The sequence below is a fragment of the Chitinivibrionales bacterium genome, assembly GCA_014728215.1.
Taxonomy (GTDB): Bacteria; Fibrobacterota; Chitinivibrionia; order Chitinivibrionales; family WJKA01; genus WJKA01.
In genome coordinates this window covers 19,908-41,121 of sequence record WJLZ01000170.1, presented here as the reverse complement: position 1 = coordinate 41,121, position 21,214 = coordinate 19,908, and the positions used below count along the sequence as shown (strand labels likewise).

General features: G+C 47.8%; 18 protein-coding genes. 5 read left to right on the top strand and 13 right to left on the bottom strand.

All coding sequences use genetic code 11. From position 1 onward, the window contains the following. Positions 1-92: 92 nt before the first annotated feature. Complete coding sequence (locus GF401_15310) at positions 93-2,033, bottom strand: aconitate hydratase (GenBank protein ID MBD3346420.1); 1,941 nt, start codon at positions 2,031-2,033, stop codon at positions 93-95. Between the two features lie 236 nt (positions 2,034-2,269). Then, complete coding sequence (locus GF401_15305) at positions 2,270-4,162, bottom strand: hypothetical protein (protein MBD3346419.1); 1,893 nt, start codon at positions 4,160-4,162, stop codon at positions 2,270-2,272. A gap of 126 nt (positions 4,163-4,288) precedes the next feature. On the opposite strand from GF401_15305, the gene GF401_15300 reads away from it, so the two are divergent. The 4 genes from GF401_15300 (at position 4,289) to GF401_15285 (ending at position 9,375) form a co-directional block, all read left to right on the top strand. After that, entirely contained in the window at positions 4,289-5,059 is a 771-nt protein-coding gene (locus tag GF401_15300) for a tetratricopeptide repeat protein (protein MBD3346418.1), read from the top strand. A gap of 108 nt (positions 5,060-5,167) precedes the next feature. Then, positions 5,168-7,546 carry a hypothetical protein gene (locus GF401_15295; protein ID MBD3346417.1) on the top strand — a complete coding sequence of 793 codons (2,379 nt, stop codon included), beginning with the start codon at positions 5,168-5,170 and terminating at the stop codon, positions 7,544-7,546. Next, the gene (locus GF401_15290; GenBank protein MBD3346416.1) at positions 7,543-8,109 is read left to right on the top strand and encodes a hypothetical protein; all 567 of its coding nucleotides are present in this window, start codon (positions 7,543-7,545) and stop codon (positions 8,107-8,109) included. The genes GF401_15295 and GF401_15290 overlap by 4 nt, the downstream gene beginning before the upstream one ends. An 87-nt stretch (positions 8,110-8,196) precedes the next feature. Beyond that, positions 8,197-9,375 (top strand): STAS domain-containing protein, encoded by a 1,179-nt coding sequence (locus tag GF401_15285; protein MBD3346415.1) that lies wholly within the window; start codon positions 8,197-8,199, stop codon positions 9,373-9,375. An 8-nt stretch (positions 9,376-9,383) separates the two neighbouring features. Here the strand turns inward: GF401_15285 and GF401_15280 are convergent, their stop codons facing one another. The 3 genes from GF401_15280 to GF401_15270 all read right to left on the bottom strand — a co-directional run bounded on the left by GF401_15280 (position 9,384) and on the right by GF401_15270 (position 12,086). Then, positions 9,384-10,313, bottom strand: coding sequence for a tetratricopeptide repeat protein (locus GF401_15280; protein MBD3346414.1), 930 nt, complete (start codon positions 10,311-10,313; stop codon positions 9,384-9,386). Positions 10,314-10,536: 223 nt separating this feature from the next. Beyond that, positions 10,537-11,415 (bottom strand): hypothetical protein, encoded by an 879-nt coding sequence (locus GF401_15275; GenBank protein MBD3346413.1) that lies wholly within the window; start codon positions 11,413-11,415, stop codon positions 10,537-10,539. After that, a complete protein-coding gene (locus GF401_15270) occupies positions 11,226-12,086 on the bottom strand; it encodes a sulfatase-like hydrolase/transferase (GenBank protein ID MBD3346412.1) in 861 nt (286 codons plus the stop codon). Before GF401_15270 ends, GF401_15275 begins: the two co-directional genes overlap by 190 nt. A gap of 124 nt (positions 12,087-12,210) precedes the next feature. On the opposite strand from GF401_15270, the gene GF401_15265 reads away from it, so the two are divergent. Next, positions 12,211-12,447: a hypothetical protein gene (locus tag GF401_15265; GenBank protein ID MBD3346411.1), complete on the top strand. Its 237-nt coding sequence runs from the start codon at positions 12,211-12,213 to the stop codon at positions 12,445-12,447. A gap of 115 nt (positions 12,448-12,562) precedes the next feature. Here the strand turns inward: GF401_15265 and GF401_15260 are convergent, their stop codons facing one another. The 8 genes from GF401_15260 to GF401_15225 form a co-directional block, all read right to left on the bottom strand. Beyond that, positions 12,563-13,690 (bottom strand): ABC transporter permease subunit, encoded by a 1,128-nt coding sequence (locus tag GF401_15260; GenBank protein ID MBD3346410.1) that lies wholly within the window; start codon positions 13,688-13,690, stop codon positions 12,563-12,565. Then, positions 13,687-14,886: an ABC transporter permease subunit gene (locus GF401_15255; GenBank protein MBD3346409.1), complete on the bottom strand. Its 1,200-nt coding sequence runs from the start codon at positions 14,884-14,886 to the stop codon at positions 13,687-13,689. The genes GF401_15260 and GF401_15255 overlap by 4 nt, the downstream gene beginning before the upstream one ends. Beyond that, a complete protein-coding gene (locus GF401_15250) occupies positions 14,822-15,565 on the bottom strand; it encodes an ATP-binding cassette domain-containing protein (GenBank protein ID MBD3346408.1) in 744 nt (247 codons plus the stop codon). The genes GF401_15255 and GF401_15250 overlap by 65 nt, the downstream gene beginning before the upstream one ends. After that, entirely contained in the window at positions 15,562-16,491 is a 930-nt protein-coding gene (locus GF401_15245) for an ATP-binding cassette domain-containing protein (protein MBD3346407.1), read from the bottom strand. The genes GF401_15250 and GF401_15245 overlap by 4 nt, the downstream gene beginning before the upstream one ends. A gap of 84 nt (positions 16,492-16,575) precedes the next feature. Further along, positions 16,576-17,520, bottom strand: coding sequence for an HlyD family efflux transporter periplasmic adaptor subunit (locus GF401_15240; GenBank protein ID MBD3346406.1), 945 nt, complete (start codon positions 17,518-17,520; stop codon positions 16,576-16,578). Then, the gene (locus GF401_15235; GenBank protein ID MBD3346405.1) at positions 17,517-18,824 is read right to left on the bottom strand and encodes a hypothetical protein; all 1,308 of its coding nucleotides are present in this window, start codon (positions 18,822-18,824) and stop codon (positions 17,517-17,519) included. Before GF401_15235 ends, GF401_15240 begins: the two co-directional genes overlap by 4 nt. Beyond that, on the bottom strand, positions 18,821-19,507 hold the full coding sequence (locus GF401_15230) for a TetR family transcriptional regulator (GenBank protein MBD3346404.1): 687 nt from the start codon (positions 19,505-19,507) through the stop codon (positions 18,821-18,823). Before GF401_15230 ends, GF401_15235 begins: the two co-directional genes overlap by 4 nt. Before the next feature lie 166 nt (positions 19,508-19,673). Further along, positions 19,674-21,128 (bottom strand): aldehyde dehydrogenase family protein, encoded by a 1,455-nt coding sequence (locus GF401_15225; protein MBD3346403.1) that lies wholly within the window; start codon positions 21,126-21,128, stop codon positions 19,674-19,676. Positions 21,129-21,214: the final 86 nt, after the last annotated feature.

The window sequence follows — 21,214 nt, the reverse complement described above, 5'->3', positions numbered from 1 at the left end:
AAGCCCAACCCCCTGGGCTCTGCCCGCCCCCCATACTTGGGGGGCAGAGAAAGAACAAGAGCTTATATCAGTGCTTTTTCTCCCCCTCAGCCTTACTCCGCTTTCACCGCGTTAATCAAACCACCGGCAAGGACATACGATTTCTCCCGTGAAGAAAGCTGAGAGACAACAGAAAAACTCTTTGATTTTGTTTGGTTTACAACAACAAGCTCATCACCGGCCTCAAGCCCCTCGCGAACATCATCGACCACAAGTCTGTCATTTTCACCAAGATCGTCATAGTCGGCGGGATTTTTGAAAACGGCAGGGATAATACCGAAATTAACCAGATTGGCCCGATGGATTCGTTCGATAGATTTTGCGATCACCAATTTCACCCCCAGGTACATGGGGCATATGGCAGCATGCTCCCTGGATGAGCCCTGGCCATACGATTCTCCGGCAACAATGACATTATGGAGCCCTTTTTCCTTATTGGCGAGGGTTCTCCGCGGAAATTCCGGCTCATTTCGTTCGAACACAAAATCGGCATAGCGGGGGATATTGGAACGATATTTCAACCTGCTTCCGGCAGGCATGATATGATCGGTGGTAATCTTATCACCCACATAAATTGCAACGATACCCTCTATTTTTTGGGGAAGTTTCTCATTGGCGGGCGGCGCACCAATATTGGGTCCCCGAAGAACCTCGACCATTTCCGGGGTGGAGGAAGGAGGAAGAATCATGGAGTCATCGATGGCAAAATGAGTGGGAAAAGAGATATTCGGATAAGGGGTATCACCGAAAAACTCCCGGGGATCGACAATCTCTCCGGCCAGCGCACTTGCAACGGCGGTTTCGGGCGATACAAGAAAAACCTGAGCACTGACAGTCCCGCTTCTTCCATAAAAATTGCGGTTCGATGTTCGCAATGAAATAGCATCGCTGTGGGGAGCCATAGAGTTGCCGATACAGAATCCACAGACGCTTTCAAGAATCCGGGCTCCCGAATTGATAATATCGGCGAGTGCCCGGTTCTCCGAGACCATGCTTAATACCTGATGAGATCCGGCGGCAACACCAAAAGAGACCGAGGGTGCGATTTTTCTGTTTTTCACCATTTCGGATACCAGCATGATATCCCGGAAAGAAGCATTGGTACAGGAACCCACTAAAACCTGTTCTACAGCCGTTCCCTTCAGCTCAGACACCGGTTTTATGTTTCCAGGTGAATGGGGACATGCCGCCAGAGGCTCAAGAGTTGAGAGGTCGATTGTGATTACTTTGTCGTATTCAGCATCCGAATCAGCAACAATTTCCTTGAAACACGCCCCCCTATCTTGTGCATTTAGAAAGAGTTGCGCTTGCTCATCAGAAGGGAAAACTGAAGTGGTGACACCGGTTTCGGCCCCCATGTTCGTGATGGTAGCCCGCTCTGGAACGCTCAATGTCGCAACACCCTCTCCCCCATACTCGAGCATACATCCCACATTGCCTTTAGTCGAAAGAATCTCAAGCACCTTGAGAATAACATCTTTGGCAGATACCCAGGGCCTGAGTTTTCCTTTCAGCTCGACTTTAATTACCTTTGGATAGGTAAGATAAAAAGGATTACCCCCCATTGCTACAGCAACATCAAGACCGCCCGCGCCGATGGCAATCATCCCGATCCCACCGCCAGTAGGCGTATGTGAATCGCTTCCCAGAAGTGTTTTCCCCGGACAGCCGAACCGTTCGAGATGGACCTGATGGCAGATACCGTTGCCGGCTTTTGAATATTGAATGCCGTATTTTGATGCTACACTCCTGAGATAAGCATGATCATCGGCATTCTCAAAGCCTTCCTGAATTGTATTATGATCGACATACGACACCGAAACATCGGTTTTAACCCGGTCGAATCCCATGGCCTCAAACTGAAGGTAGGCCATTGTACCGGTGGCATCCTGCGTGAGGGTCTGATCGATTTTTATTCCAACCTCATTGCCTTCCCGGGGAGTCCCTTCAACAATATGTTCATCTAAAATTTTCTGTACGACATTCTTTCCCACGGTAGAGAATCCTTCCTTCTATGGAGTTATCAAAACGTTTACATTCTTTTCACCGCACGTTAAAAACTTCCTGTAAGCTACTACATTTTAAAAAGTTACGAAACACACACATTGTTATTACACCCTGCAAATTAGTGTTGCGGCAGGAATGATGATAATGCTGCGATAGCTTTCCGGCACATCGAAGACAGTGCTTTTTCCATAATGAAGTTCGTAGCCTGCCGGCACCCAAAATACTATTTCTCCGGCAGATTTTTCAGCGCCTCGGTCACTTTCTTTTTATCGAGCAGATCCCGCATGATAATCGGTTCGTAAGGATTATGACCGGGAAAGACGGCGAAAAAGGGCACGCTCCGGGAGCCGAGGTGATGAAGCAGTGTTTCTGCCGGTTCATTACGGCTTGTGATATCGGCTTTGAGCGCAAGAACATCCTTCTTGCGCAGTAGATTGGTGATCTTTTTGCTGTGAAGTACGGCGATTTTGTTGAACTGACAGTTCATGCACCAGCTTGCGGTAAAATCGACAACCACATGACGACCCGATGCATGGGCTGCCCGCAGGAGACCCGGACTGAACGTCTCCCACACATCAGCATGTTCTTCCGATTTTTCCAGAGCCGAATCGGCCACTCTGGGATAGAGCACGCCAAAATTTACATAAATACCGAGCGCGATAACGCTTGCTGCGAATACTGTGGCGATTATTTTTCTTGCCGCCGATGAACCGAATGGAGCGATCCTTCCAAAAAACCAGAGCGCCGTGGCAAGAAAGACACACAACCCCACCGTACTGATAATCATATCTTTGGGAAGGCCGATCATGAGGTAGACCGCAAATCCAAGCAGCAGAAAACCCATCACATGCTTGAAATCCTCCATCCATTTACCGGGTTTGGGGACATGGCGGGCCAGTGTTTTGCTTGAAGATAACAGAATATAGGGAAAGGCCATACCGGCGCCTACAGATGCAAAGACCCCAAAGATAATAAGAGGCGGCTGAGTAAGAGTCCAGGCAAGGGTAGCGCCCAGAAACGGCCCGCTGCAGGGGGTGGCAAGAATTGTGGCAAACATCCCTTTCAAAAAATCCGAATGGAGCCCCTCCCCTGTTTTCTGCTCGAGATTGCTTATGTTCGATGGCACCAGAATCATATAGACATCAAACATACCGAGCGCGAAGACAAAAATTAGACCGATAATGCCTACCAGTATCTTGGGATTCTGGAACTGCTCACCCCACGAATAGCCGGCAAAAGCTGCAAGTGCGGCAAGGGCCATGAAAATCACCATCATACCGGCGGCAAACACAAGGCTTCTGATGACTGCTTTGAGCCGGGATTCGGAAATTCCATGGGAAAACGAGAGGATTTTCACCCCCAGAACAGGCAGCACACAGGGCATGAAATTGAGGATGATCCCCGCAAGAAAGGCAAAGAGCACCGCCAGAAAAATATTATATTTTTTTCCGGACTCAACCGGATCATAATCCCACTCGAGCACCGCCTCCCGATTCGCGTTGTTTACCCCACTTACATCCAGAGACAAACCGGAGGAGAATTGACCGCCCTCCTGCTCCTGCGGTGTATCCTCGATTTCCATGGGAATCGATGCGCCATACTTCTCTTCAAGGGTCTCATTCCATACAGATTCTCCCGGATCCGCCCAAGAATTGATCGCGAGAGCAAATGGTGACTTATGAACAAAGGGAACACAGGCCGTGTGGCAAATGAGCCCATCCATGATAACGGCTCCCTCAACGTTTCCTTCGGATTTCCCGGCGAGTACCCCCTCGATAAAAAACCACGCAGCATCTTCGTAGGCCCAGACCCACTCACCGATTTCCGGGGTATATTTCGAAGCTGGTGATTTTTTCAGGCTAATGACATTGAATCCTCCTTCACTTTCCGCACTGATTTTGAGCGGTTTTCCAATTCCGGGACCAAGGGGATTGCCGTAGAGGTGATACTTTGAAGGAATTGTTACCACCATAGCCAGAACAGCGGTATCACCCGGCGTGTATGCTTCTTTGTTCGGTACAACCGTAGCGGTTATATCAGCACCCACAATCACTGTTACAACCAATAAAATTCCGGTAGTAACACGCCTTGCCGGTGAAGTTTTTTTCATAGTCATCTCTGCATTTTTTTATAAGACATTGTTTTACAGCGCCATTACAATTGTCAGCACAACCAGCGATTATTATATTCTTTATAGAAAATAATTCTCTTCTTCATTCCATTTCGAATTAAAGGAGCGAAAATGAATACTGAAGAGAACAGAGGAGATACTCCTCAAATCCGGTTCCTTGATGAGAACAAGAAGGCGGAAGGATTTATCGCCGCAGGCAATTACCCGGAAGCTGCGAAAATACTTGTTGACATCGTGGAAAAAGACCCGGACAACTGGCGGGCCTATAATAACATGGGAATCATTTCCTGGCTGCGGAATGCGTGGCGGGATGCATACACCATGTTTCTCAAGTCTGTGATTCTCAAGCCCGACTATACCGATGCACTTATCAATCTCTTTGACGCGGGCCTGAAACTTAAGAAAGTAAATGAAATTTTACCTTATTTTGAAAATGCTTTAAAGATCAAGCCGGACCAGGAAGAGGTCAGGGTTATTACCGAGAGTATCAAAGAGCAGGGTGATGACATCTATATGTCCGAACGGGCATTAACTCTCGGCATCTATAATCCCCGTATCGAAGAAGCGAATTTGCTTCTGGAAGAAGGGCAACTCAATCAGGCCATGCAATTGTATCTTCAAATCAATGATATAGAAGGGCCCAATGCCGACGCATTCTGCGGATTGGGTATTATCTCATTTTATCAGAATCGGTATGAAGATGCTTTTTCGCTGTTCCTCGAATCGATCAAGCTCAATCCCATCGCCAAAGATACCTTTCTCAACCTGCTCGATGCCGCGAAAGAGTGCGGCAGAGTCGAAGATGCCAAAAAACTGTTTAACCACTATTCCGAACATTTCGAAACACTCAAGGTTTTAGCTCCCGAATTCGAGAAAGCATAATACATTTGCTTCCCCACTCCTCATTTGCAACATTGTAAAAATATTCGCCGAAAAAGGTACGTAATAAAAATGTTGCAATATATCAGAATTTATCTACAATAATAGTATATGCAAAAATTCCTCTCCCCTCCATCAGTCCTGCTCTGGGTGCTTCTTATCGTTCCCCTGTCTTATGGAGGAAAATCGCGAACAGCTCGCTCCGGTGAATCACGGGCATATACCTCCCTTCTGGCCACGCGTAACGCCCGGGCAATCCGGCAATTCGAATCAAAACTCCGTCCCTATTTTGAAATAAAAGCAGGAATACGGCGAGATCCTTCTGATAAAAACTCCATATACCGGCCATCCCAATCTGATCTGTATATGCTTGCCAAAACCTGGAATCTCGTCAGCAGTGAATTCAAATCGATCTACTTGAAATCGATACAAATTCCCGAGGAATTTTTGTATTATACCTCCCCCTCAGGCCACTTTGAGGTCTATTACACGGTTACCGATCCTCAGAATGCGGTCGATCCTGCCGATCAGTATGGATTTGATCAATCCAACTGGAGAAATAAAATCAATGCCCCCAACGGCATTCCCGATTATATCGACGAGGTTGCCTGGGCACTCGACAGCTCCTGGTCTATGGAGATCGACCGGTTCGGTTTTCCCCGCCCCTATCCATCCGATAATTCATCCGGCACTCCCAACATCTATAAAGTTGTGGTGAAAAAGCTGGTGTTGGACGATTATTACGGACAAACATTCCACGGCGGAGCAATTACCCATTCGGGCAAAGGATATACCAGCGTATTCGAATTGCGCAATGAATGGGAGAGCCCGACATGGAAAAACACTTATATGGATTATAATACCTATCCCGAACAGGGTATCCGGGTAACCTGCGCCCATGAGTTTTTTCATGCAATCCAGTATGCCATGTCGTGGCGAGTTGAAGACCAGGTTTATCTGGATGATTTTCCGCTGGCATGGATCGAAGGTTCTGCTGTTCTTATGGAAGAACTTGCTTTCGAAGACATTGACGATTATATCCAGTATTCCAAAGATTACTTCTATTCTCCCACAATCCCCATGCTTCGGGTCAATAACTATGATGACTACTTTAATGTATTCTTAATGCTCTATCTCTATAACCATACCACCACTCCTCCTTCAATCGATTTCATAAAAACGGTCTTTGATAATAATTACGCAGGCAGTATCAGTTTTCATTCCAATCTGCAACAGACATCGGAATCCCTGGGTTTTGTGTGGAACGAGCTGTTGGGGGATTTCTATGTTGCCACCTATTTTACCGGCACGAGAGCCGACCCTGTGCTTTTTATCGAAGATGCCGATTTGCTGCCCGAATGGACTACTCCCAATGATGCAGTCACCCCGAACCGTTCGGTAACAAAAATCGTTCAACCTTACGGTATGAATATTTTTTCCTTTGAAAGTGATACGGATCACTATCCTGAGATGGAGATCCATTTTGGCGGCAAAGATTCTTTCAAGCGCCCTTTATCAGTAAACGACTGGGCCGTTCACGCACTTCTCACGCCTCGGGAGACCACGAATAGCGTTGAAATACAACCCATTGAAATTGCCGGCAACGGGGCCGGAAAACTTTTTATCGAAAACCGGCAACTATATTCGGACATCAAAGTGATCGCCACTAATGGAATTAATGGTGATGCCCGGTATGGTACAGTCACCTTTATGCCCTGCTCAATAAGCCATTTCCCCGGTGACACCGTGTTCTCTCAAACAACGTCGGTCAAAGCTCCGGGTGTTCCCCCCGACACGGCGTCGCTCTATTTTGTGAGCCGGGATACCCTTCGATGCTCCATGTCGATTACCCCCTATATCCCGTCGTCATCGATGAAAAATGAAACTCTCTTAAGTAACCGGACCTCGCTCGATCAGTTTTATGAGATAACCTTTCCAAATTCGTGGATATACTCTTTTGATACACTCCATTTCGATCTACAGTTAACCGATGATAATTTTCTTCTTTATAATACCACCCGTGTTTTCACTCCGGCCGACTATATGCTTTTTATCTGGGATGATTCTGCAGAACGCTGGGAGCCTGTCACTACCGGTTTTTCAAGCGTCACAGGTTCCTACAACTGGTATGGGACACTTAATTCTCCGGGAATCTATGGACTCTTTGCGCGGGAAACCCGGAAAACAGATATCGTTGTCTATCCTAATCCCGTTCATCGCTCCGAAGAGGTTGCCTTTGAAGGCGAGCATTTATCGGCGTTGAGGATATATCAGGTTGACGGAAAACTGGTATTCCACGCTCGAAGAGATGAATTTTTTACGCCCCCATGGTATAATCCTCGTAGAGACACGTATATATTTCGATGGGATCTCCTTAATCATAATAACAATACGGTTGCCCCGGGAACCTATATTATCTTTCTCGAACACACAAGTCGGACAACCGGTGAGACTTCCATAAAAAAGAAAAGTCTTCTGGTTCTGCCATGAAAAAATCAGTCCGTAATTTTTTGTGTTTTTTCAATGCTCTGGCGCTGACAATTGCTTTTTATGGATGTGCCCATAACAAAGGAGTGGTGAAGCGTACAAGAGTTCCTGTACAGCACGAAAAAATATTCCTTATGCCGATTGAAAACAATTCGGGAGTAGAGAGCCTGGAAGGATGGCCCGGTGAAAGTGCATATCAACATATCCTCATGCGGTCGTTTCAGACTATCCATGAAGATCTGCTTATCGAATTCCGGCGATGTGAAAAGTACGGGTTATATGAAATGACCGATGACTCATTGCAGGCAACGGTTTATGTAAAGACAACATTGAAAGGACACACTATTACCTCAGATACCCTTAAAATACCGGTGAGTGTCGAGGTGTTCAATACCGCCACGAATGATAAACATTCCTTCGTTCTGAATGCATATACTCCTATTCCGCCTCAAGATCCGGACCGCTCATCATTCAATAATCTCGGCCTGCTTTTTGCCTGTTTCAGGCGAAATTTCCCCTGCCGAAGGCTTGTGTCCGAATTTTACCCCGGCAAGGAAGAGAAATAATAATCTCTATCGCATTAAACTGCTGACATTTCAGTTGTTACATGATATAATTTACATGTCAATCAGGTTTTAACTGTTCCAAAGGATATTGCGGTGGAGTTATCTTCAACCCCATTTGACAACTATACACTGTGCACATTGAATGGCGAAATTACCGTTGCCGAAATCCCTTCACTGACACCACAGTTATCCAGGCAACTTACAATAGAACCCCCTCAAGACCTGATCATAGACCTCTCGAATATCACCCATATTGATTCAAGCGCAATCCGGCTTTTGACCAATGTAAAAAAGCGCCTGGAAAAAGTCGATAAAACACTGTTCCTCCTCAATCCATCAGAGCAGGTTACCAGGGTCCTTGTCAAACTCGGGCTTGATCAGTCATTCTCCATAATTTCGGCCCTTGATGACCTGAGGAAAGAATTGACACGCAACAGATTCGAACGATATCTTCCCTTTGTCCACAACGAGAACGGCCTTCGACGGCTCTCCCTGGCCTGTGCGGTATGCGGTTCCCAAAATATTGCAGGATACCTGATTGAGCCATCCGCATATATCTGGCGGTGGGAAGAAGGGGATCCATTCCCGACAAGTTACGCAAAAAAAGATAAAAAACCATTTAATGTTTTTGGACTTCTCCCAATTGTCTGTAATGATTGTGGTATGAGTTCTATCGATCTCTCCCACTTTCATGCCGCCGAAAAAGACAGAATTGAGATTCATGCCGGGCTTATCGATGAGATAAAATCGATTCTTGCGAAGTCGATTAAACAAAGAAAAAGACTGGTGGAACCGGTGCAGGAAGATACGTCGGAATTATTTGTATTTCCCCGAAGCAAGGAGGGGTGCTATCTTGCCTACGAACTGGCGCGGATCTGTTCACGCAGCATGGCCTTTGATAAAAAGGTGGGGATACACTTTACAATAGGATACACGACCTTTCTCACGATTCAATTTGCCGACCCGTCACTCAAAGATGATCTTATCAACGATTGCCGGACCTGGTTTACCCATGTCCTCAATGATAAAGAATCCTACAATTCGCTTCATTTAGCGATATCCTATTTTATCCTTATGAATGTTGCGTTACATATCAAAAAGCCCAAGGAAGCTATTGCGGCTTACAATCAGTTTACCGAAATGATGAATTCTCTTCCTCCTGAAACCGGCGAGCTGGATATTGAAAGCCCCCATTTCTGGTACAAACAGGCAAAAAACATCTGGCATATCGAAATAAAATCGCGATCGAGTGAGATGAGATTATAACCTGGTGTTTACTTCCCGTTTTTAACTTTTCCCAGGGCAAGTTCACCGAAAACAGTCTCGAATTGATTGTACTTTATCTGCATAGCCTTCTGTTTGTGTCGATTTTTGCTGGCAAATTTTTGAAGTTCAGCCTCTTTTTCCTGTTTTTTCTCCTGCTCATGATAAATATAGGCTCTAAGAAGATTAATCATCGAATTTGCCGGTTGCTCGAATTCCTTGGATGATAAAATGCGGATCGCATGATCATATTTCCGCTCATAGCATATGTGAAACGTCCAGATTATCAGATCTGTTTTGGCAAGGTCCTTATGGCATGATAACAGACGGCGCCGCAAAAATTCCACATTGGCGTTAGGAAGGTGGGCCTGGTGATAACAAATTAGCTTATGGAGTGCCTGAATGTTATCAGGGTCCCGTTCAAGTAGTTTTTCCAGACAATGACTCGACTTTTCATAGTCTTCCAGGCGATCATAAATGTCTGCAAGATGGAGATAGGGCGAATAATCGCCCGGTTCAAGCCGGATTTCCTGTTCCAGGCTGCGAACCGCCCGGTCGGTATCACCAAGTTTCTCATATGAAAGCGCAAGTCCGGCATAGAACTCCGAATTACGATCATCTACAACAACCGCTTTCTGAAACCAGCAAATGCTCTCAGAATATCGCCCGGAATATTGAAGCAACTCTCCGATTAAGGAATATATCTGGGCCAAATCACTGCAGATCTCTTCGTTTTTATTTTCAATACTCTCGTAAAATGCAACGAGACGTTCCAATTGATTGATCGGTTGAGTAGCGTTGCTCCCCTCACTCTCTTCATATGCCTTTTCCTCAATCAGCTCTTTTACATCCTCAAAGGGCTGAGTGAAATTGATTACGCTGTCGCATAGTGTTTCCAACACTCTGCCCGTAGCTTCGAGCTTCGCCTTCTTTTTCGGCATCAAAAACCTTCCTGCAGCAAAATGTTATACTGCTTCCATGCAATAGTATATCATACGGTAGCACGCCGGAAAGAGTCAATAAAGATTTTGAATGCCGGGAAAAGATCGGAGATTTAGCTTGACTATTTCTGGAAAAGTACAAGACCGGCCCCGTTTCAGGACGAGATTTTTTAAACGGACAGTCTTATTTTAAAGAATGGCAGGGCTTGCGCTGGTTGAACCATTACCTTCCAAGGGAAATTTTAACCGTCTCAGTTCTTTTACCGGATCTCAGGTGGGCTGTGTAAAGCCCTGCCGCCGGCTTTTTGTGAGGAGTTATGGTTGCATTACCCCGAAGGTTGGTGTGTGAGGTAACACAGATTCCCGCGGCATTGAACAGATAAAAATCGTACTTGTCCCCTGACGGTCCGGTGACGTTGATTGTACGCCCTTTAACCGCGACGGTGTAGGGAGACACAAGCCCCTGTGTTCCCGAGAATGGTTCATTTACTGCAAAGACCGGAGAGAGAGGTTGCGGTTCCCGCTGGGGAGGCTCGTCGATGCTCTCGAGGGTATACCCCAGGAGGGCTTCGATTTTCCAGTGGGAAGTGGAATTTTTAATGTCGGTGAGTTGAGTTTCGAAAGGTTTAAGAAGGTTACCCAACTGATCGATCCGATTTATGGCATGAAGCCTCACATATTGATTATCATTTCCCAAAAGAGTCGTGAGCGTATTGAACGCATCATCAATATCGGACCCGATAAGGATAAGCCCCCGTGCGGCTTCAATCTGCACATCGGGAGAAGGATCATTGAGAAGCTCCTTGAGTTTAGGCGCCGCAGAGGAAGCATCACTGCCGATATTACCTAAACCGATACATGCCCAGGTACGAAGGACCATATCGCCACTGTCGAGATTAGTAATCATATCGCTCATGCCGGCTGAGCCGGTTTCCGATAATTTCCAGGCATCGAGCCATGATTCAACAGGATTCCCGCCACTGGCGGGGTGCGTAATCTTCCATCGATGCTCGGGGGCTTCCCGTTCCAGTATAAACTGCTCCGCTTCGGGCATAAATCCGATATCACGGCTGTCGATCTGCCAGCGTTCAACTGATCGCAATACTCCTTGATCTGCTGGTCTACTTCGGTAACCTTGGTGTAAATAGCATCCATACTCTTGCGAACCTTATCGGTATCGGGATAATATGGGGGAAGCGGAATATCGGTACGCGCCTGTTTATCACTCCATTGCAACACTCTGCTTTCGTGAGTAGTCATATAATTATGAACATGGAAAAAGGGCTCCCCTGAAGAACTGTTTCGCCATGAATGATCACCTTCCTCATTCCATAATGGCCCAGGAGGACTCCACTGCCAGTCTTCTTTGCCTGCATTGGTAACGAAATAACCGGCCTCATTCAGATAGTAAGGGTAATGCTTTAAAATATCCGCAGGATAGGCCTTGCCCCGCATATAATCGAACCCAAGCGAGGTCGGATACATACCGGTAAAAACCGCATTACGACTAGGAGCACACACGCCGGATGTCGAATACACATTGGTGAAAATCGCCCCCTCTGCCGCAAGAGAATCCAGAAAAGGAGTGTCGGCCGCAGGATCCCCGTAACATCCCAGATAAGGATTGATATCTTCGGTGGTAATCCACAAAATATTGGGTTGATCGCTCTGCTTCCGGGAAACAAAATTGGCAAAGGTCGACGAAGCTGTTGAAAAAGTTGCCGCACTCGCGCCGCACAACGAGAGAAAATCCCGACGTTTTATTGCAGTCATGAATACCCCTTTTGCTTATCTAATGGAGAATATATGAGGACCTCTGCTTTTAATAGCCCATCAAAGCCTCCCCCTTCCGGAGAAGGAGGAGACTGTTGATGAGTCATTCAGCAAAGGGGAATTTTTGATAGCTTACCTGGTTATGGATAATAAATTAACCAATATACCCAACGAAATCAACAGCAACTTGTTCGCCACATTAAAACCCTATTACACCCTGTTGCACAATTTAAAAACCAACATGGTGATTCCCGAGGTCACCGCCATGCTTTCGGTACAGGATGTCGATCCGGACTTGCAGGAGTATGTTCCCCTTGATACCCTCTCGACAGCCTGTTCGAGGTCTATCCGGGCAATCTGATCGCCCTACCGGGTAGATGCTTGTGGATGAAAGGACAATAACAGATACTGCCCTCATGCAGCAAGACCGTTTCACGTTACCGGGGAAGCCTAATGTTGGAAGGTTTCTTCTCCTGTTATTTTGCTTTCCTGCTGAAAGCCAGTACAGATGTCGTAAATACCGCCATACCGATCGCAAGCATCGAAAGCCCTTCACGCCATAACTCCACAAAACCGGCGCCTTTGAGAAATATGTCACGGACTATATGAATAAAATACCGTACCGGATTAATAACCGTGAGCATCTGCACCCACCCGGGCATATTCTCGACAGGAATAAAAAATCCGCCCATAAGAATGAAAAAGATCAGGATAAACCATATGGAAAACAAAACCTGCTGAGAGGTCCGGGCCAGCGTGGAAGTGAGGATACCGATTCCCAGCGAGGAAATCATGTAGATAACAGCATAGCCGAAAAGCGCTGCGAAACTACCCCGGAATGGTATGCCGAACCAGAGTATGGCAATTATCAGAAAGAGTACGATTTCGGCCAGTCCGATAAGAAGAAAGGGGATAATTTTTCCAATAAGTATATGAATCGTGCCCACTGGTGTTACCAGCAGCTGTTCGAAAGTCCCCCGTTCTTTCTCCTTGACTATAGAAAAGCCGGTCAGCAGCGACGTAACGATTGTCACCAGAAGAACGACCAGTCCCGGGATCATGTACCACGATGAAAGGAGCATGGGATTGAACAGAACCGTTGTCCCTCCCCGCACAGGAATTATCTCCCGAATACTTCCTCCCCGGCCGGCCGCCCGTTCTTTCATTTGTGAACCATTCCAACCGGAGAGTATTTCCCGCAGATAGCCGGAGGCGACCGATGATGAATTAGCATCCTGCCCGTCAATAAGCATCTGCACCGATACATCGTTGTGCAGCCCGGGAGATTGCCCGAACGTATGCGGGATAACCAGGCCGATTTTAATAGTGCCGTCATCGATCATCGTAACAAGCTCTTCTTTATCATCGGCTTGTCCGTAATATTCAAAAAGGTAATGTCTGCGAATGTGATCGATAAGTGACCGGCTTCGAGGTGTTCCGCTCCAGTCGAGAACGGCAACAGGAGTGTTTTTAACCTCGGTAGTTAAGGCATAGCCGATAACAAATAATTGCACAAGGACCGGCAATACAATCAGCCGCATCATGAGCGGGTCGGCTTTGATATGAGAAAATTCTTTCCAGACAATCAATCGTATATATCTCACAGTTTCACCTTGAATATTTTTACGGAAATTACAAGAAATATTGCACCTGTCAAAACAAGATACCCAAAGGGCTGCCAGAGAGCCACGAGCCCCACGCCTTTGAGAATGATACCCCGGATAACCGTCAGATAATGGGTTGCCGGGATGATTTGAGTCAGGATTTGCAATGGAAGCGGCATGCTTCGTATCGGAAAAATGAACCCGGAAAGAACGATAGTGGGAAGCATGGTAGCCGGAAGGACCATGAGCATTGCCTGCTGCTGGTTTTTGGCAACCGAGCTGAATATGAGTCCCAGTGCAAGTGAGGTTATGATATAAACGATGCTGACAAAGGCAAGAAGTGCCGTGCTGCCGCTGATACCAACGCCGAAAAACAGCCGTCCCACAAGCATGATAAGAACACCATCCGCGGCCGCCAGCACTATGTACGGCGAAATTTTCCCCGCGATTATCTCCCACGAACGGAGCGGTGAGACCAGAAGCTGCTCCATTGTCCCGGTCTCCTTTTCTCTGGTTATTGTCAGAGAGGTCAGCAGAGCTGAAATCATGATCAGGATAATCGCCATAAGACCGGGGATAAAAAAGAGCGAGCTTTTCTGTCGTGGGTTGTAAAGAATTTGTGAATCGATAACGAGAGACGGAGGAATATCGGTTTTAAGATAATCTATAACAGCATTCATGATCATCGGTTCCATAACGTTGCGGATAATGGTTCCGGTATTCTGATCGGAACCATCGATAAGCACATTGATCTCCGGGGTTGTACCTTTGTTCCGAAGGTCCCGCTCGAAATCCGGCGGAATTCTGAGCAGTGCCTTTGCATTATATTTTCGCATGAGCGCAACAGGATCTTTTGCTGCATGAACGACCGCTTCTACAGAAAACATTGTGCCGGCATCAATGCTCCGGACCAGCGATGTCGCGGCACGGGATTGCAAAGGCGCTTCGACAATAACCGCGGCATTATTCAAGTCGAGTGTCAGTGCATACCCGTAAAGAAACATCATCATAACCGGCATGGCGATAATAATTGCGAGGGTCTGACGGTCCCTGAGAATATGACGGGATTCTTTGAGAACAACGGCTTTCAGCCTGTTTCCTGTTTTGCTCAATCTGGAATTCGGTTTATTGTCACTTTTCATTGCTGTGTCGGCCTTCTCCCGATACCACGGCAATGAATGCGTCCTGAAGTTCATTGCCGCCGTAGTGTGTTTTCAATTGCTGCGGACTTCCCATTGCAGCAATTTTTCCATCGACCATAATCGATATCCGCCCGCAATTTTCGGCTTCATCCATGTGATGTGTCGTAACAAAGATGGTCCTTCCCTTCCGGGCAAGCTCATGGATAAGATCCCAGAAATTCCTCCTGCTCACCGGGTCGACCGAACCGGTGGGTTCATCCAGAAACAGAACATCGGGCTCATGAAGGTTGGCGCATGCCAGGCTCAACCGCTGCTGCCATCCCCAGGGAAGACTGCCGGTGGTGGAACCGAGCATATGTTCCAGGCCCAGAAACGACGCCATCGTGCTGATTCGCTGTTGTAAAGCGTCCTTTTTCAAGCCGTACAGGGAACCGAAAAGCCGCATGTTCTCTTCAACGCTCAGGTCGGTATAGAGGCTGAATTTTTGGGACATATAGCCGATTCTCGAACGGATAGCCGATGCCTGTCGTACAATATCAAACCCGGCAACCGAACCCTTTCCTTCGCTTGGCTGCAGCAAACCGCAGAGCATGCGTATGGCGGTCGTTTTTCCTGCCCCGTTCGCTCCGAGAAAACCGAAAATCTCCCCCCTTTTAACATCGAAAGAGATATGGTCCACCGCAATCTGATTACCGAACACTCGTGTCAGCTTGTGTACCTCGATGGGATTCATTGCGTGTCTCCCGAGGCAAGGGTATAGAAAAAGATATCCTCTATTCGCGGCTCAACCGGTCGGCACACCTGTGCCTGTGGAATAAAACTCTTGACAGATTCAAGCACCTGTTCCGATTCCATGCCTTCTTGCTCCGTTGCGGCATGGAGCGCTCCCCGTGAAGGATAGAGCAGCTGCAAGCCGGCGGGTGGTTTTTCACTCTGCGGGAAATGAAGATTTTCCCCCTGAGCCGTTATCCGGAAAAGCTGTAAAGGATATTCTTCTTTGAGTCGTTCGGGAGCCCCCTGACGGAGGATTTTTCCCCGGTGCATCAGAATAAGATGGCTGCAATATTCGGCTTCATCCATGTATGGCGTAGAAATGAGTATGCTGATACCATCCCGCTGCAACTTCCGCAAAATCGACCAGAATTGTTTTCTCGACACCGGATCGACACCGGTGGTAGGTTCATCCAGTATCAGAAGTGAAGGGGTATGGATTAAAGCGCAGGAGAGTGCGAGTTTCTGTTTCATCCCGCCCGAAAGCGCTCCTGCCCGCCGGTCCTGAAAAGGCCCCAGACGGGAAAACTCAAGCAACCGGTCGATGCTTGCATCCCGCTCTTTCCCCGTTACCCCGAAAATATCGGCAAAAAAGAGCATGTTTTCCCGTACACTCAAATCTTCATAGAGCGAAAATCGTTGCGGCATATAACCGATCTTCTCCCGGATCGGACGGTGTTCGCCCGTGGTAGTATGTGATAAAACATGAGCAGTACCGCTATCGGGATTGATAAGTGTTGCCAGAATCCGCATGAGTGTTGTTTTTCCCGCACCATCAGGACCGATAATACCAAACAATGCACCCTCATCGACAGTAAAGGAGATACCATCAAGCGCACGCTCTCCGCTATAATTTTTGGAAAGGTCATTTATTTCGAGGGCATTCATCGCATAAGCTCCCGCAAGATTTGTGGTGATGGCGTAGTGGAGTGGTGGAGTACCGGGATGCCCAATGTACTGTCCTCCGGGCCATTACTCCATTTCCCCTCTCCATACTTCCACCGGCAATCCGCGTTTCAGAACACGGTCGGTATTTGCCGCCTGAGCGCGTACCTGAAAGACAAGCTCATTTCGCGCCTGACGGGTCTGGATATTTTTAGGAGAAAATTCGGCTTCATCGGCAATCCAGGTGATTCGTGCAGGGACAAAAAACGCATCTTGGTTTTCGGGGCGATCAATTCTTATCCGAACGGTCCGTCCCACCGATATTTGCGAGAGTACCGGCTGGGGAACGAAAAAATCTACTTGCGCGGTATCGTACGCAGCGATTTCATATAACGGAAGGCCGGGAGCGGCGATTTCCCCCTGATTCTTGAAACGGATTAGAATGGTACCCTCCACGGGAGAAAGGACTGTGCACCTGCGGAGCTGATCCTCGACCTGTTCTTTCTTGGTTTGAAGTACTTCGAGTTTGGCCGATGCTGCGCTCAGAGCCCGTTGTGCAGATTCGAGCTTTGCCTGTGCTGTGGCATACTGCGTTTCGAGCTTGTCTTTCTGCTGCATGGGGACCGATCCTTTTTTCGCAAGATCAGATATCCGGTCAAGCTCCCGTTTCAGCCCCGATACTTCAGATTTTACCGCAGTGATATCAGCGCTCCGGGAGGCAATTTCAAGTTTGAGTTGCCGTCGGCGGGCTTCGATTTCACGAAGTTTCAGCACAGAGGGGACCGTATCGATAAGGGCAAGCAGGTCCCCTTTACGAGCGTCATCGCCTTCATTTTTTAAAACCGATATAAGCTGACCCTGTACTGTCGCACTAGCCTGATATGTTCTGACATCAACAACCGCAGAACCGAGAAAGTCTTTATCCTGCGTCCGCGAACATCCGGCAAACAGGAGCATCGTCACTGTCATGATAATGACTATGCCACCGGAATGTTTCAAATTCATTACATCCATTACCATTCCTCCGATCATTCAAAACATAATTGTTTACCAGATGCAAAGCGCAGCATAAGATACTGTTGTTTGTATGAAAAAACCGCGCGATCGTGCATAAGTCGGGCATCGGCACGATCCTGAAGAGCATTCAGATATTCCAGGGAGGTTGCGGTACCGGCATCGACAGCATTTCGGATATCGCCGGTATGCTGTTCTGAGGCATCCACCGCAAGCCGGGCTGCTTCAATCTGTTTCAACGATGTTTGCAACCCCTGCTGGGCAGTTCTAACCCGGTTTTTCAAATCCGCAAGAAGTTCTTCTCTGCGTTCTTTGACAATCTGCTGTTGTAATTCAATCTGACGCAGATTTGCTCGCGTTGTGAAGCCATCATAGAGTTTCCATGATAGCCGCATGCCTGCTATGCCGTATCCTGTAAATCCATCCCCACCCAGAGATGGCCCCGGATCGGCATAGCGGTAGCCTGCCGAAACCGCCAGCGAAGGCCATCGTTCGGCACCGGCTGCACGTTCGAAGCTTCGCAACTGTTCGACGCTCATATCGAGTGCTTTCACCACCGGCTTGTTCTGCAATGGGGGGCCGGTTACCATTGCAGCAACATCTGCCGAATCGATTTCTATGGCATACTCCCTGAAAGTAAGACTGCGATTTTCGATACCGGTCATTACCGCAATTTCTCCCCGAAGAGAATCGGCCCGGTTCTGTGCTGAAAGAAGGGCTACCCGTGCTCCTGCCAGCCGGGCTTCGGCTTTGGCAATATCGGCGCGGATTGCCATACCGGCATTATGCAACTCCCGGATGTGTTCGCAGTATTTCCCGAGACGTTCAACCTGATCTTTGTGATTATCAACTGTTTTCTGCGCCAGCTCGCAACCGAAATAGAGCATTCCAAGTTCGAAGGAAAGCCGCTCTTTCAGTTGTGCGGTACTGTACCCCGCTGCCTTGACCGATGACTCCCGACTCTTTATCCGGTACATTCTCCCGAATCCGGTAAAAACCGGCCAGGAAATATCCGCACCGAATTCAACCCGGTCCTTGTCCCCAATCGTGCGCTCCATGGCCCCTATCGGAGGTGGAAGGCTGATATCAAGCGTCTGCTCTTCAGTTTGATACCCGTAATTCGCCGATGCACTCAGGTGCGGATGCCAGGCAGAACGGGCCTGTTCAAGCGCAGCACGGGAAACATCGGATTCTTTACGGGAAATGAGCAGCCGGTGATTGTTTTCGAACACCAGGTGTTGCGCCTCCGGCAGAGTCAATGTATCGGCTTTGCATAAAAAAAGACCGGCAATCAGAATATATACCGAAAACATGTTTTTCATTTCGATTTCCTCCCGATACAGATACCATCACAGGCCATTTCGGTTATGGCCCGGATGCGGGTGCCGAAATAATCGTTTTCATCAAAGGGCGCCATGTCCGGAATCAGTCCCTGAAGCTGCGTCACCATGGGTTTGACAATAAACGATGCCGCACACATCCCCATCACGTTCACGATAAAATGGAGCGGATCGATCCGTCGTACATGTCCTTGAGCGCTTTCCCGCTCGAGCGCCAAGAGAATTGCCCGGGGAACATCGGCAAAGTATGTTGCTATGCCTTTAACGACCTCGGGCAAAAACCGGCTCCCGTCCGCAACCTCACGAAGAAAAAGGTGTGGAAAATCGGGATTTGCCTGCATAGTCCGGATATAAAGACTGACGATGGTATGGATTAGCTCCCGTATATCACCGGTCTGGGGATACGCCTGCACAGCTTCACGAAGACAGCTCCATAACCGTGCCATGGTATCCTGCAAAACAGCTTCATACAAATTCATTTTAGAGCGAAAGTAGTAGTAAAGAAGCGCTTTATTTACCCCGGCGCTATCGGCTACTGATTGCATCCTTGCGCCAGCAAGCCCCTTGGCAACAAACTCAGCCCGGGCAGCATCCAGGATCTTCTGCTCGGTTCCCGAACGCTCGGGCAATTCCGGCCCTTTCGAATCAGAATACGGTTTATTCATTACACAATCCTTTATTAACCGCCTGGATTAACCACATGGTTAAACCTGATAGTTAAAATATATACAGAATTGGGAAAGAAATCAAGGGGAAAGGGTTTTATTGAGGGGAGAGGAGCAAAAACTGTGGAATGAAGGGGCCGGTCGGATCCGACCCCAATGATATTACCTATCGATACTTAATATACGCAACCTTGTGCTCGGTGAAAAACTGTATCCCCGACTGACCGGCTTCCGGAACCCCGTGTCCTGAATTTTTCACACCGCCAAAGCTGAATTGCGGCTCTTTGTACGCGGTCATCATATTCACATGGGTCAGACCGGTGTCGATTTTTTCCAGAAATTGCATCGCTTTGCCGAGATCCTTTGTGTACACCGATGATGTCAGGCCGAAACCGGTCCCGTTGGCAACCGTGAGAGCTTCATCAAAATCATCGACTTCGATAATACTGAGCACCGGACCGAATATTTCTTCTTTCGCAATAGTCATATCGGGTTTAACATGGGAAAACACAGTCGGCTCGATAAAGCATCCATTTGCCAGATCGCCTTTGGTTAAGCGATTCCCGCCGATCTCGAGTTTAGCGCCTTCCTGTTTGCCGATTTCGATATATTTCGTAATTGTTGCCGCCTGATCTTTGCCGCAGACAGGTCCCATGGTGGTTTTTTCATCACGGCCATCGCCGACAACAATTTCCCTTGTCTTTTCAACAATCCTTTTTGTCAACTCACTGGCCGCCGACCGTATCACAATGGCTCTGCTGGTCGATGCGCACCATTGCCCGGCACAGGCAAAGGCGGCCTTTACCGCCGATTCGGCGGCTTCATCCAGATCGGCATCATCGAGCACCACAACAGGATTTTTTCCTCCCATTTCAAGCTGAGTTCGAGCCATGATCTCTGCGGCTTTCCGGTGAATCGAACATCCGACTTCGGTAGAACCTGTAAAGGAGATCGCCTTAATTAATGGATTGCTTATCATCTCGTTTCCGACGGTTGATCCGCCACCGCTGACAAAGTTGATTACCCCGGCAGGAATTGCCGCATCGTCAAAAAGCTCGACAAATTTTGCGCCGGCCTGCGGGGTCAAACTGGCCGGTTTGAGAACACAGGTATTGCCTGCAATAAGCGCGGGCACGCATTTCCGGGCAGGAACATTGAATGGAAAATTCCAGGGAAGGATAACACTCACAACGCCGAGGGGACGGCGAATTTCGTAGGCAAAGACACCCTCATGAGCTACCGGATGAACCTGTCCGCACATCCTGACCCCCTCGGAAATCTGAAAAGTCGCTTCTTTAATCGCCGAATCGATTTCAGCTTTGGATTCAGAGAGGGTTTTTCCGTTTTCCGAGGTCAACACCTCCGCAATTTCATCCCGTCGTTTTTTCATATTCTCAATAGCGTTTTTCAGGTACTCAGCCCTTTTATAGACGGTCAAAGTGCTCCATTTTTCGAATGCTTCACCGGCAGCTTTGATTGCACTTGCAGCGTCTTCACTGGTTGACGCTGGCCAGTTACCGGTAATCTCATCGAGATTAGCGGGATTTCGCTGTTCAAACATCTTACCATTCGATGAGCCGGTCCATTCACCATTAATGTAGTTCATAAATTCTTTCGCCATTACGATCCTCCAAATTCTTTGGAAATGCCCCTTTGAATTTTTCCAGTCTATAAGAATAATACCCCTTTTACTTTTCTAAAATAATA

Excerpts from the sequence above, each read along its gene's own strand:
- GF401_15305 (MBD3346419.1), bottom strand. The coding sequence starts at position 4,162 with ATGACTATGAAAAAAACTTCACCGGCAAGGCGTGTTACTACCGGAATT.
- GF401_15300 (MBD3346418.1), top strand. The coding sequence starts at position 4,289 with ATGAATACTGAAGAGAACAGAGGAGATACTCCTCAAATCCGGTTCCTT.
- GF401_15295 (MBD3346417.1), top strand. The coding sequence starts at position 5,168 with ATGCAAAAATTCCTCTCCCCTCCATCAGTCCTGCTCTGGGTGCTTCTT.
- GF401_15290 (MBD3346416.1), top strand. The coding sequence starts at position 7,543 with ATGAAAAAATCAGTCCGTAATTTTTTGTGTTTTTTCAATGCTCTGGCG.
- GF401_15280 (MBD3346414.1), bottom strand. The coding sequence starts at position 10,313 with ATGCCGAAAAAGAAGGCGAAGCTCGAAGCTACGGGCAGAGTGTTGGAA.
- GF401_15270 (MBD3346412.1), bottom strand. The coding sequence starts at position 12,086 with ATGACTGCAATAAAACGTCGGGATTTTCTCTCGTTGTGCGGCGCGAGT.
- GF401_15255 (MBD3346409.1), bottom strand. The coding sequence starts at position 14,886 with ATGAACTTCAGGACGCATTCATTGCCGTGGTATCGGGAGAAGGCCGAC.
- GF401_15250 (MBD3346408.1), bottom strand. The coding sequence starts at position 15,565 with ATGAATCCCATCGAGGTACACAAGCTGACACGAGTGTTCGGTAATCAG.
- GF401_15245 (MBD3346407.1), bottom strand. The coding sequence starts at position 16,491 with ATGAATGCCCTCGAAATAAATGACCTTTCCAAAAATTATAGCGGAGAG.
- GF401_15240 (MBD3346406.1), bottom strand. The coding sequence starts at position 17,520 with ATGATCGGAGGAATGGTAATGGATGTAATGAATTTGAAACATTCCGGT.
- GF401_15235 (MBD3346405.1), bottom strand. The coding sequence starts at position 18,824 with ATGAAAAACATGTTTTCGGTATATATTCTGATTGCCGGTCTTTTTTTA.
- GF401_15230 (MBD3346404.1), bottom strand. The coding sequence starts at position 19,507 with ATGAATAAACCGTATTCTGATTCGAAAGGGCCGGAATTGCCCGAGCGT.
- GF401_15225 (MBD3346403.1), bottom strand. The coding sequence starts at position 21,128 with ATGGCGAAAGAATTTATGAACTACATTAATGGTGAATGGACCGGCTCA.